The organism is Paraburkholderia sp. (genome assembly GCF_035656215.1).
Classification (GTDB): domain Bacteria; phylum Pseudomonadota; class Gammaproteobacteria; order Burkholderiales; family Burkholderiaceae; genus Paraburkholderia.
Genome location: NZ_DASRSY010000464.1, coordinates 1 through 11,863, shown reverse-complemented (window position 1 = coordinate 11,863; position 11,863 = coordinate 1). Strand labels below are relative to the sequence as shown.

The following is an 11,863-nucleotide window of genomic DNA, read 5'->3' as shown; positions in this document are numbered from 1 at the left end:
CGGTTTGCAGACGTTTGAGCGCCGAGTCCACTGCCTGAATCAGATGAAAGCGTGACGAGCCGACATTGTTCGGACCGTCGTCGAAACGGAAAGTCGCCTTGGTCGATATGATCGCCTTGTCGCGCTTGCCCTTGAGCGCTTCACCGAGCACCGACTCGGAAGCGCCGCTCGAATAGATGTCCGCGCTGTCGAACATCGTGACGCCCGCATCGAAACAGATGTCGATCAGGCGACGCGCTTCGGCGACGTCGGTAGCGCCCCATGCCTGAAAAAATTCGCCCTTGCCGCCGAATGTGCCCGTGCCGAAACTCAGTACCGGCACCTTGAAACCGGATGCACCCAGATGTCTGTATTCCATTGATGAATCTCCGTGGCCTAGCCGTCGATAAACGGACATTCAGTCTACGCGCGTCTGGGCAAACGTGTCGCGCCGCTCGCACTTTGCGGTGACAGATGTCGCGCTGATCAAAGTGCGCCGTCATGGCAACGGCGTGAGGCGAGCTGTCACGACCTATACGGTTAACGCACAGGCAAGGCCTTATCTTCAGTGCGCCGCCGGTTTTCCCTCGGCACTCAACACGGCCAGCGCGTCATGCGCACTTCGAATCACGCTATCCCAATCGCCCAATACCGGCTGCCGGAACAACCTCGCTTGTGCATACCAGGGCGTATCGGTACGTTCCAGCATCCAGCGCCAGCACGTGTCGAAGCGGTTGAGAATCCATACCGGTTTGTTCAGCGCACCGGCCAGATGCGCGGTAGACGTATCCACCGAAATCACCAGGTCGAGGTTCGCCACCAGTGCGGCCGTGTCGGCGAAATCGTCGAGTTCTTTTGTGTAGTCGACGATACTTACGGCCGAGTCGCCGCGAGACAGTTGCAGCGCAGCCGGTCCTTTTTGCAGGCTGAAGAACTGTACGTTCGGCACATCGAGAATCGGTGCGAGCCGCTCGAATGTAATCGAACGGCGCGCGTCGTTCTTGCGGAGCTCGGCGACATGCGGCCGATTTCCGCCTGCCCAGACGAGTCCGACTTTCAGGCGCCCTTCCGCTTGTGCAGCGATGCGCTCGTGCCACTCACGCGTGGCTTGCGGGTCGGCGAATAGATAAGGCGTCTTTGCGGGAATACTCGCGAGATCGGTCTTGAACGCGAGCGGCAGACTCAGCAATGGGCAGTGACAATCGAACGGCGGCAGTGTCTGACCCGCTTCGATCAATTGATCCACACCGTCGAGCGCCGACATGAGCCGCATCAACTCACGCGGTACTTCCAGCACGACTTTTGCGCCGAGCGCCGACACCATCCGCGCATAGCGGCAAAACTGCAGCGTGTCGCCAAGACCCTGCTCTGCGTGCAGCAGAATCGTTTTGCCGTCGATGGAAAAATCGCCCAGCCAAAGCGGTTGCGCAAACGTGCGCCTGCCTGCCTTGATCCGGCTGCGCTCCCAGCGCCATTCGTATTCCTTCCACCCTGCTTCCAGTTGCCCCAGTTGCAACAGACACAACGACCGGTTCCAATGCGTCTCGGCAGCGGTGGGATTGACAGCCAGCGCGCACGCATAGCTCTGCAACGCTTGCGCGTGCTCATTGAGATCGATCTGGGTCAGACCAAGATTGTTCCATGCATCGGCAAACGCAGGGTCGAGCTCTAGCGCGCGCTGATAGCTTTGCCGCGCTTCGTTCGGCTGGTTCAGATCGCTGAGCGCATTGCCGCGATTGCTCCATGCGTCGGGATAGTTCGGCTGCAATGTGAGCGCGTGATCGCAGCTTGCGAGCGCATCGGCGGGACGGCCCAGATCGCGCAGCACGCAAGCGCGATTGTTCCAGGCTTGCGCGAAATCCGGCATCAATGCGATCGCGCGATTAAAGCTGCTGAGCGCTTCGTCCGGTAAATTCAGGCCGGCTTGCGCATTGCCGCGATTGTTGAATGCGTCCGGGAATCTGGGTTGCAAGGCGAGCGCGCGATCGGCACTCCCGAGTGCTTCGTCGAAACGTTGCAAAGCATTGAGCGCATAGGCGAGATTCGAATGAAGCGGCGCCTGTTTCGCATTAATGGCGAGCGCCTTTCTGAGGAACTCGATGCCCTCCTGTACACGACCCGTCTGCAGCGCGAGCGAGCCCAACAATTGCAGCGCCTCGAAATGGCGTGGCTTGAGTTCGAGAATCTCACGATAGAGTTCTTCGGCCTCAGCGACTGCGCCGTTCCGCTGAAGCGCGACGGCTTGCCGAAGCATATGGTCCAACTGTTGCGGGAGATTGGCGGGCTTGCTCATGCGGTGAGCTTTGATTGAATGCGCGTGGAATAGGAAGACCTCTTTCGAGCTGTCTGCATCGCGCTGAAACCGCGCAGGCCCGACCCGAAAGAACGAAGCCGATTATCGCCGAAAAAAACGCATTTAGTTTGCTGCATGCGGGCGGCCCTGGTTGTCCGCGAGCGAAAGGGTTGCTGCTGGTGCTGGAGGCGTTCTTTTATGCAGCGCTGATGGCGCGCGTCACGCCGCAACGTGACGCGCGTTGAGTGCCAGACTGTGCCCGGCGTGCGGCTTACTGGGCAGTCAGATGCTTACGCTTGGCGAGTTCCTGAGCCATCGCGTAATGCTCCTGAATGGTCGGCAGTGACTTCTTCGCGACGTCCTTCAATTGCTCATCGCGACCCGAGGCGATCTCCGCCTGGAATGCCGACAGCGTTTTCTGTTCGCCTGCGAGCGCGACCTGCTCGATGTAGGTCTTGTCGAAGTCGGCACCACGCAGGTTATTGATGCTCGCGAGCACCGCTGCGTCCGGATCGTTCTTCGGCACGTCGACACCGCGCGGGCTCGCGGCGCGCAGTGCGTCCGAGATTTTTGCGTTGTCGTTCGACACGCGCTCTGCGAAAGCCTTCACGTCCCGGTCACTGGAGCGCGAGGTGGCAATGCGTGCGGCATCGCGTTGCGTGGCGACATCTTTGGTGGCATCGGCGATGAAAGCCTGGTCGGCGGCATGAATACGAGCGGTGTCCGGTGCGGCCGGTGCGGTCTGAGCACTGGCCGCGGTAGTGACAACCATAAGGCCGGCCACGCAGGCACTGGTGATGGCGGCGAGAGGCAAGCGGATCATATGTTCTCCTTGAGGTGGAAGCGGAACGACAGCGATGCGTGTGCGCCTTGGCCACCGCGTGCGATTGCATTGATAGCTTGCAATTCGCTTGCTACTGGCTAACGGCGCCGCGCTCTTATCGCTGTGCATTCTAGGAGGCGTGTTACCCAGCATGTGAAACCATGCTGTCGCTTCTGTAACGTTAGGTAACCTTCATACAAATTACCCAGTTTTGCTGTAAGCCCACTTCTTCTTCCTGCCCCGAATAGCGGCTGGGTGCTCATCAGAAAGCATTAGTAAAACCTCTGAATTCACTGAACTTTTCTGCTGTTGCGCCGATAACAAAAATGTAGGGCACGCGCCAGGACCGAGTGAAGGTATGCATGGCGCACCACGCACCGCAATCTCTGGAGAATTTTGATGGCAGTAGATCACCGCGCGAACAACGAACGCAGCAACCTGACGAGTTCCAATAAATTCGAGTTGTTGCTGTATCGGCTGGGTTCCGTTCCTGGCAGCGACGCGCACGAGCTTTACGGCATCAACGTCTTCAAAGTGCGTGAAATCTCGACGATGCCGCCGGTGACACCGATTGCGGGTTCTTCGCCGTACGTCATGGGCGCTGTGGACATTCGCGGGCAGATCATCCCCGTGATCGATTTGCCGCGCCTGATGGGCTGCGAGCCGACGCGTGGATTGAACATCTTGCTGGTGACGGAATTCGCGCGCTCAACACAGGCTTTTGCGGTCGAGGAAGTGGACGACATCGTTCGGCTCGAATGGAACCAGGTGCTATCCGCCGAGGGTGCGGCCGGAGGCAATCTGGTGACGAGCATCGCGCGCATTGACGGCAACACGGGCGACTCGCGGCTCGCCCAGGTGATCGATGTGGAGCAGGTGTTGCGCGACGTGTTTCCGTCACAGCATCCGAGCGTCGACCCGACCTCCGTGGGTGAAGCGCTTGGTATTCGCCGTGGCGCGAAGATTCTTGCCGCTGACGATTCCGGTTTTGCACGCAAGCTTATCGAGCAGGCGTTGAGTGCGATCGGTGCGGACTACGTGATGACCAAGACGGGCGAGGAGGCGTGGAATACGTTGCAGCAGGCCGCGCGTGAAGCGCAGGCTACCGGCACGCGGGTGAAGGACAATATTGCACTGGTATTGACCGATCTCGAGATGCCGGCGATGGATGGGTTCATGTTGACCCGGCAGATCAAGGCTGACGAGCGGACCCGGGATATTCCGGTGATCATTCATTCTTCTTTGACTGGCGCCGCCAATGAGGCGCACGTGAAGAATGCCGGGGCAAATGGGTATGTGGCGAAGTTTGCAGCCGCGGAGCTGGCTGATGCTATCCGGAATGTTTTGGCGGCGGTGCCAGCGGTGGAGGGCGTTGTTTGAGGTTGGTTTTTTTGACCGCAGGCAAAAAACCCCAATAAAACCAATTCTATGTGACCATACCCAAACCAACCCAAACCGCGCACGGAGTGCAAAGCAGAAATGCAACAACCAGACCCACTCCACCCCCTGCGTCCCTTCCTGAAAAACTACGTGTGGGAACACGGCCACATCGGCACTCGATACATCAACTGCGCCACCGGCGAAATCAGCTTTGATGACGGCAAAAAATCCCGCTTCGCGGCAGAAAAATACCTCTATGTCCCTCTAGACAAAGACGCCACCGACGATCCACTAGCCATCGGCCCGTTAACCCAGGATGCCGCCCTCGCGCGCTTCCTGCGCGCCGCGCAACTCGGCAAACCCGAAGAAGCCGGCTCCGCCGCGGAAGTCCAACGCGCCGTTCACGATTGCCTCGACCTGGCGATCTTCAGCGCCTATCAGCACGACGCGCTGCAAGCAGTCGACCACTACACTCAGGAGGCGATGTTCGACGACGAAATCCGCGCGGCGCTCGTCAACGATATTCGTCAGGTCTACGGGCCAATGCGTGAACAACTCGCGCTCTATGATTTCACCGTGCTGCACGGTCTGCCCACGCCGCTTCTCTTCAGCGATTCGCCATTCGTCGACTGGCGCGTGCGCATCAAGCCGGCCATGCCGTTCGTCTCGTTGCCCCTCGGACCCTACGCACTGCTGGTTGGTACGCCGTCAGGAAGAACCAGCCGCGCCGCACCCGTTGCGTGGAAAACCGCCGTGTCGATGGGCGCGCTAAAGGATCACAATCGCCTGATGGTCGAGCGTGCCCGTCTGTGGATCGTAGCCACCAGCGACGATCAACTGGTGGCCATACAGGATCGCTTCAAGAAAGACGACGCATAACGAGCGCAGCCCTGCGCAGCTTCACGCCTGGCTGTGTGGATGCGCTTCGAGCGCAAGCGAAAATGCCAGATGGCCGATTTCGACGCCCATGGTGTTGAACATCGGCGGCGCACGGAACGCGCCCAGTTGCGCACGTTGCTCAGGGCTGCCGATATCGAGCCGCGCGAGCAGTTCAGCAACGACGGCGTACAGCACGCCGATATTGCCGTCCTCGACCTTGACCGCAATGCCAAGCGCGCCGTCGGCGCCGAGCTGCGCAGTCTGCCGCGAAGCCCTCACGCCGATCGCGTAGCTACCGTCGGCACCTACCTTGCCGATCAGCGCACCATCGAACGCCCGCATCAACGCGGTGCAGAAGCGGCCCTCGCCTGCCACCCATTCCGGATGCGCCGCCATCGCACGATAGATGCGCGCGAGCGCAACGGTTCGTGGCGCAATGGAAGAAGATGTGGCAGAGGAAGCTGAAGTCTCGTCCTCCGCCGCAGCAAGCTTCGCGAACAGGCGCGCAAGTCGGTCGAGGGCGAACGCCGGCGTCGGCAGATTGCAACCGTCGATCGACCATTGCACCGCCTCGTCCGGCAAGTCGCATACGTCGGCGACGGTGTGCTTCACGCGTACCTGTAACGGGTGCTCAGGCAGTTCATAACCCTTAATCGCCGCGCCGATCGAACGCGCCCCGGCCAGCATGCCGGCGTGCTTACCCGAGCAATTGCTGCAGACCGCGTCCGGTTTGAAATCGCGCCTCAGCCAGTCGACATACACGGTGTCAGATAGCGGTGGATGGCCGCCGCAACGCAGATCGGTTTCGCTGACCTGCGCTTTGGCCAGCATCTGCCGCGTGCGTTCGATGTGGCGCGCCTCGCTGCTGTGTGAGGCGCACATGAGTGCGAGATCGATTTCGTCGAACCCGAAACGCTCGAGCGCGCCGGTTTCCAGCACCGCCAAGGCCTGCGCGGGCTTGGCCGCGGAGCGTGCCAGCGTGATACGCGAAGGATCGCCAAATGAATACAGCAGGCGCCCATCGGCCTGAACCACCGCGACATGGGCGATATGTGTGTTCTCGATTGCTTCGCCGCGATAGACAGTCGCCGCAACCGGCCCGGTTTCGCGCAAGGTCATGCTCGTTCTCCTCCTGATCGCGTCAGGTCGTTACGATCGTTATAAATGGCGACGCGAGTGATTCTACGTTCGTCTTTCGTGCAAACCAAATCGATTCTCTACGACCACGGCCATGCGAACGCATTGCACGGCGAATTGGACGGGCGCTTAAGCCGCCTCGTGAATATGCTCGACGAGATAATCGATCAACGCCCTCACCTTTGGCGGCAAGAAGCGGTTCGGCGGATACAGCAGCCACACCGAGCCCACGTAAGCGCGCGCCTCGAGCTTCCAGTCGGGCAACACCTGCACGAGTTCGCCATTTAGCAACGCATCGGTGGCGGCAAACTCAGGCAAGTTCGCGATACCGAAATTTTGCTGCGCGGCTTCGAGCCGCGCGCCGGCGTGATTGGCAATATAACGCCCCTTCACGTCGACGGTTTGTGTCTCGCTGCCGCGGCGAAAACGCCAGCGGTTGTCGTCAGCAGTTTCACCGAGGTAGATGCAATCGTGCTTGAAGAGATCGCGCGGTTGCGCCGGCGTGCCGCGCTCACGCAAATAAGCGGGCGACGCAACCAGCAGCCAACGCACCGCGCCCAACCTGCGTCCCGCGAGCCCTTGCGGTGGATGCTCGGTCAGACGGATGACCAGATCGACATCGTCAGCGAGCGGGTCGACGTCGTGATCGGTGAAAAGCAGTTGCAGGTCGACTTCATCATAGGCGCGCAGAAAGCCGGGAATCAGCGGATGAATCACCGTCTTCGCGAACGCGGTCGGCGCGCTCACGCTCACCTTGCCTTGCGGCCTGCCGGCCAGTTGCCCTGCGGCATCCACCGCGCCCGATGCGGCGCTCACCATGTCGCGACAGAAACGCGCCACCTGAGCACCCGATTCCGTGACCCGCACCGTGCGCGTGGACCGTTCGAGCAGGCGTGTCGTTAGGGCATCCTCGAGCCGCTTGATCTGACGGCTGACGGTAGACGGCGTGCTGCCGAGCTGACGCGCGGCTACCGAAAAATTGCCGGCATCGACAACACGCGCGAAAACCGCCATGTCCGGCAGCAAGGCGAAAAGGTCGGTTGGGTTCATCGTAGAGCGCTCGCGGGGATTTAACCGATTAATGCATATGCGACATAAATGCTGTGCGCAGCGACCCGATTATCGCCTCACAAGCAAAGTTCGACAATACGCGTTCATCTGCTCGAGGTCCGCCATGTCGAAACAAGAACGCCTGCTTCTGCTCTCCGATCTGATGCTGCTCGCGGTCGCCGTGGTCTGGGGCACCAGTTATGGCGTCGTTAAGAGCGCCCTGGTGTTCTATCCGGTGCTGGGTTTGCTGGCGATGCGCTTCGGCGTCACCTTCGTGATCCTGTCGCCCACCTTGCGCCATCTACGCGCCGCCGATGCCCGCACGCTGCGCGGCGTGCTGATCGCAGGCGCCCTGCTGCTCGGCATCTTTCTTAGCGAAACCTTCGGCATTCTGCTGACGCGCGCGGCCAACGCGGCGTTTCTGATTAGTCTGTGTGTGGTGCTGACGCCGCTTGTCGAATGGTGGCTGCTCAAGCGTAAGCCGAGTCGCATCGAATGGGCGGCGGTCGCGCTTTCGCTGTTCGGCGCCTGGCTGCTGGCGGGAGATGGCGCGCTGAGTTTCAATCCCGGCGACGCGCTGATTCTGCTCGCCGCGCTGCTGCGCGCGCTGAATGTGTGCGTGACTAAACGCGTGATGCGCGACTCCACGTTGCCGCCTTTGTCGGTGACGGCGGTTCAGTCGGGTGTGGTGGCATTCGGCAGCGCGGCGGTGGCAGTGCTGTTTGTGCCGCAACAGTGGCAGCCGGTGCCGTCGCTCGCCGGGCACGCCATGTTCTGGGGTTACATCGGCTACCTGGTGATCGCGTGCACACTGTTCGCGTTCTTCGCGCAAAACTTCGCGATCAAACGCAGCAGCCCGACGCGTGTGTCGCTGCTGATGGGCAGCGAGCCCGCGTTCGGCGCGCTATTCGCCTGCATCTGGTTGGGTGAACGGATTTCAACGACGGCCTGGGTCGGCGGTGCGTTGATCGTTGCGGCATCGATTCTCGCAACGGTGCGATGGACGGCGTTGCGTGTGAGCGCGGCGGCCGCTTAAAGCATTGAAGCAACGCACGCCGAGCGCTGCACACGCATCTCGATCAACGTGACGCGACCGTGCCCCGCTCGCTCACCACCTCGCCACGCTGCAAGACATACACGAGGCGCTCGCCCTGGCCGGTCAACACACCGATGTCCTTGAGCGGGTTGCCGTCGACCACCAGCACGTCGGCGATCGCCCCGGCTCTGATAGCGCCGAGCTTGCCGCTCAGATTGACGATATCGGCCGCGATTGTCGTAGCTGAGCGCAACGCTTCCAGATTGCCGAGTACTTCAGCGCGTATCCGCAATTCGTCGCTCTGGAATGTGTGCATTTCGCCGAGCAGGTCCGAACCGAATCCCATTGGCACCCCGGCGTTCGCATAGATCTGCAGCGAGTCGCGCCCTGCTTGCCGCACGGTTTCGACCTTGGCGATCGAATCGGCCGGCAAACCGTAATCGGCGCCGTGCCTGGCCAACGCATCGTATGTGACCAACGTGGGCACGACGAACGCGCCGTGCTCGCGCATCAGTCTCGCGGCGGCTTCGTCGACCAGATTGCCGTGCTCGATCGTACGCACGCCGCAGCGAATCGCACGCGAAATCGCGCGACCGGTGTACGCATGCGCCATCACGTAGGTGTTGGCCGCCTGCGCTTCGGCGACGATCGCGCGGATTTCGTCCTCCGAGTATTGTGTGTTGCTGATCGGATCGGTCGGCGAAGCGACGCCGCCTGACGCCATGATCTTGATCTGCGTGGCACCCTTCTGAATCTCTTCACGCACGGCGAGTCGCACCGCGTCGACACCGTCGACAACCCGCGCAATCGCCCCGGCACGAAACGCGCATGAACACGGTTCGAGCATATCGCCACGCGGACGGAAATCGCCGTGGCCGCCGGTTTGCGACAGCGCCTTGCCCGATGGGAAAATACGCGGCCCCGGAATCAGGCCACTCTCCAGCGCTTGCGTCAAACCCCAGTCCGCGCCACCCGCGTCGCGCACCGTCGTGAAGCCGCGGCCGAGCATCGCCTTCAGAATCGGCAACGCGCGAATCGCGGTGAGGATATTCGGCTGCGTTGCATTCACACCCAGGTTCGCACGCGAAGCCAGAACGTGCACATGACAATCGATCAAGCCGGGCATCACCGTCTTGCCGCGCGCGTCGATCACGCGCGCATTCGGCAGATCGACAGGACGATCGGTGACTTCGACGATATGGCCGTTTTCGATCACGACATGATGATGGTCGAGCAACGCACCCTGGGCCAGATCGAGTACGTTGCCGCCGCTGATTACCGTAATGCTCATTGATATCTTCCTGACTGGATGAAGGAATCTACCCGGCTTTCGTTCGCCGGACGCGTTGCTTCAGGCATGACTACGGCGCGGATCGCGCACATAGAACGTGCCGACGAGACTGATGGTCGCGGCGATCATCACGTAGATTGCGGGCGCCATATTGCTGCCCGTCGACGCGATCAGCCACGTGATGAAGAACGGCGCGAAACCGCCGAAAATCGTCACCGCGAAGTTGTACGCAACAGAGAGCCCTGTAGACAACACCTTGGTCGGGAACAGCTCCGAGAATGCCGCGAGAATCGGACCGGTGTAGACAGCGATCAGCAAGCCGAACACGCCCTGAAACACCATCAGCGAAGTGAGCCCAGGCGAGTGATTGATGTAAGCGAACATCGGCCACGCGAGCAGCAGGATCAATGCAGCAGCGCCGGACAGAAAGCGGCGGCGGCCGAAGCGGTCAGCGAGTGCGCCGATCACTGGCGAGAAACACATAATCATCACGCCACCGAACATGCCGGCGCGAAAACCCATCGATTGCGGCAGATGCAGTGTGCGCACCGAATAGGTCGGCATATAGAACAGCAGTACGTAGGTGCACACCGTCCACAGAATCACCATCGAAAAGCTCGCGAACGTCTCGCGTGGAAAGCGGCGAAACACTTCCGCGAGCGGCGAATCGCTTTTCGCATCCTCTGCAACCGCGCTGAACGCCGGCGTTTCGTCCATGCGGCTACGAATGAAATAGCCGACCGGCCCGATCAGAATGCCAATCAGGAACGGCATTCTCCAGCCCCACGAATGCAGCGCATCGGCGCTCAGGCTTGACGTCACGAACGTGCCGACCGCAGCGCCCAGCAGCACGGCAAAGCCGATGCTCGACTGAATCCAGCTCGAATAGAATGCGCGCTTGCCAGCCGGCGCATATTCGGTAAGAAACGCAGTGGCGGTACCCATTTCGCCGCCGGCCGAAAAACCCTGCAGCAACCGGGCAACCACGATCAGCACCGGCGCCCACAGACCGATCTGGTCGTAAGTCGGCGCGAGGCCGATGAGTGCAGTGCCGCCCGCCATCAACAGAATAGTCAGCGAGAGCGCCGTCTTTCTTCCCACTTTATCCGCGTACACGCCGAGCACGATGCCACCCACCGGTCGCATGAAAAAACCCACACCGAACGTCGCGACGGCGAGTAGCAGCGAGGTCAACTCATTGCCGGTCGGAAAGAACAGCTTGGCGATGACCACCGCGAAAAAGCTATAGACGGTGAAGTCGAACCACTCAAGCCCGTTGCCGAGCACAGTGGCGATAATGGCGCGGCGCCGCTGTCGCGCGAGCGTATCCACGGATATCGCGACGTTGGATGAAAGCGTTCCTTGCATGGTCTCTTTCCTCATCAGGCTGCTTGTGCGACCGCTCATGCGGCCGGTGCGTGGCTACGGGTCCGACGGATCTGCCAGCAAGGCGACGCATCGGAATCGAGCGGCGCTTTCGCATGCATAAAGCCGATCGTAGAGAGACCTGATTTGTTTTCGAAACGAAAGATTCACATGCATGCATGCGTGTAGCGCATGCGAAACATCTTCAGAAGGCGGCCGCGTTGCCCATCTATGCGGTCGTCTGCCCGCTTGCCTGCGCCTCTGCCTGCTCGAAAAGCCAGCGTGTAAAGAGACGCGCCGCCCGATTCTCCGCGCGATCGTTCGGCGATACGACGTAGTAACCACCACCATGGCTCGCCGATGCTCGCGTGGCGCGCACCAGTAGCCCCTCATCCAAACATGCGTCGATCATGTGACGCCAGCCGAGCACGACGCCCTGGCCGAGAATCGCCATCTGCACAAGTTGCGGATAATGATTGACGACGACCGACTGCGGCGAGCCAGGCATCTGCACATTGTTGAGACGGAACCATTCGGACCACGACATCCATTGCCGCTGACCGTCCTCCTGCATCAGCAATGTTTCATGCGCGAGATCGGCGGGTTCCAGCACGCGGCCGGCGAGATATC

At 60.8% G+C, this 11,863-nt stretch carries 11 protein-coding genes; 3 read left to right on the top strand and 8 right to left on the bottom strand.

What is annotated here, in order from left to right:
• The 3 genes from VFE81_RS27210 to VFE81_RS27200 all read right to left on the bottom strand — a co-directional run.
• Positions 1–358, bottom strand: a 358-nt coding sequence (locus tag VFE81_RS27210) for an aldo/keto reductase (RefSeq protein WP_325047549.1), incomplete at its 3' end; no start/stop codon positions are given.
• 186 nt (positions 359–544) lie between these two features.
• Positions 545–2,272, bottom strand: a complete 1,728-nt coding sequence (locus VFE81_RS27205; protein WP_325047548.1) for a tetratricopeptide repeat-containing glycosyltransferase family protein — start codon at positions 2,270–2,272, stop codon at positions 545–547.
• A gap of 271 nt (positions 2,273–2,543) precedes the next feature.
• Complete coding sequence (locus tag VFE81_RS27200; protein WP_325047547.1) at positions 2,544–3,095, bottom strand: DUF4142 domain-containing protein; 552 nt, start codon at positions 3,093–3,095, stop codon at positions 2,544–2,546.
• A gap of 399 nt (positions 3,096–3,494) precedes the next feature.
• On the opposite strand from VFE81_RS27200, the gene VFE81_RS27195 reads away from it, so the two are divergent.
• Both VFE81_RS27195 and VFE81_RS27190 read left to right on the top strand, forming a co-directional pair.
• On the top strand, positions 3,495–4,475 hold the full coding sequence (locus VFE81_RS27195) for a chemotaxis protein (RefSeq protein WP_325047546.1): 981 nt from the start codon (positions 3,495–3,497) through the stop codon (positions 4,473–4,475).
• Between the two features lie 99 nt (positions 4,476–4,574).
• Positions 4,575–5,354, top strand: coding sequence for a hypothetical protein (locus VFE81_RS27190; RefSeq protein WP_325047545.1), 780 nt, complete (start codon positions 4,575–4,577; stop codon positions 5,352–5,354).
• Between the two features lie 21 nt (positions 5,355–5,375).
• On the opposite strand, the gene VFE81_RS27185 is transcribed toward VFE81_RS27190, so the two are convergent.
• Both VFE81_RS27185 and VFE81_RS27180 read right to left on the bottom strand, forming a co-directional pair.
• Positions 5,376–6,473: an asparaginase gene (locus VFE81_RS27185; protein WP_325047544.1), complete on the bottom strand. Its 1,098-nt coding sequence runs from the start codon at positions 6,471–6,473 to the stop codon at positions 5,376–5,378.
• A 147-nt stretch (positions 6,474–6,620) separates the two neighbouring features.
• On the bottom strand, positions 6,621–7,541 hold the full coding sequence (locus tag VFE81_RS27180) for a LysR family transcriptional regulator (RefSeq protein WP_325047543.1): 921 nt from the start codon (positions 7,539–7,541) through the stop codon (positions 6,621–6,623).
• Between the two features lie 124 nt (positions 7,542–7,665).
• Here VFE81_RS27180 and VFE81_RS27175 point away from each other — a divergent pair, with 124 nt between their 5' ends.
• The gene (locus VFE81_RS27175) at positions 7,666–8,577 is read left to right on the top strand and encodes a DMT family transporter (protein ID WP_325047542.1); all 912 of its coding nucleotides are present in this window, start codon (positions 7,666–7,668) and stop codon (positions 8,575–8,577) included.
• Positions 8,578–8,620: 43 nt separating this feature from the next.
• Here VFE81_RS27175 and VFE81_RS27170 read toward each other — a convergent pair whose 3' ends face one another.
• The 3 genes from VFE81_RS27170 to VFE81_RS27160 all read right to left on the bottom strand — a co-directional run.
• Positions 8,621–9,868 carry an amidohydrolase family protein gene (locus tag VFE81_RS27170; protein WP_325047541.1) on the bottom strand — a complete coding sequence of 416 codons (1,248 nt, stop codon included), beginning with the start codon at positions 9,866–9,868 and terminating at the stop codon, positions 8,621–8,623.
• A gap of 60 nt (positions 9,869–9,928) precedes the next feature.
• Positions 9,929–11,236: an MFS transporter gene (locus tag VFE81_RS27165; RefSeq protein ID WP_325047540.1), complete on the bottom strand. Its 1,308-nt coding sequence runs from the start codon at positions 11,234–11,236 to the stop codon at positions 9,929–9,931.
• A gap of 226 nt (positions 11,237–11,462) precedes the next feature.
• Positions 11,463–11,863: LysR substrate-binding domain-containing protein (locus VFE81_RS27160; RefSeq protein ID WP_325047539.1), on the bottom strand; the 401-nt coding region annotated here is incomplete at its 5' end.

Bases quoted from the DNA above. Each gene is read 5' to 3' on its own strand.
- VFE81_RS27205 (WP_325047548.1), bottom strand. From the start codon at position 2,272: ATGAGCAAGCCCGCCAATCTCCCGCAACAGTTGGACCATATGCTTCGG.
- VFE81_RS27200 (WP_325047547.1), bottom strand. From the start codon at position 3,095: ATGATCCGCTTGCCTCTCGCCGCCATCACCAGTGCCTGCGTGGCCGGC.
- VFE81_RS27195 (WP_325047546.1), top strand. From the start codon at position 3,495: ATGGCAGTAGATCACCGCGCGAACAACGAACGCAGCAACCTGACGAGT.
- VFE81_RS27190 (WP_325047545.1), top strand. From the start codon at position 4,575: ATGCAACAACCAGACCCACTCCACCCCCTGCGTCCCTTCCTGAAAAAC.
- VFE81_RS27185 (WP_325047544.1), bottom strand. From the start codon at position 6,473: ATGACCTTGCGCGAAACCGGGCCGGTTGCGGCGACTGTCTATCGCGGC.
- VFE81_RS27180 (WP_325047543.1), bottom strand. From the start codon at position 7,541: ATGAACCCAACCGACCTTTTCGCCTTGCTGCCGGACATGGCGGTTTTC.
- VFE81_RS27175 (WP_325047542.1), top strand. From the start codon at position 7,666: ATGTCGAAACAAGAACGCCTGCTTCTGCTCTCCGATCTGATGCTGCTC.
- VFE81_RS27170 (WP_325047541.1), bottom strand. From the start codon at position 9,868: ATGAGCATTACGGTAATCAGCGGCGGCAACGTACTCGATCTGGCCCAG.
- VFE81_RS27165 (WP_325047540.1), bottom strand. From the start codon at position 11,236: ATGCAAGGAACGCTTTCATCCAACGTCGCGATATCCGTGGATACGCTC.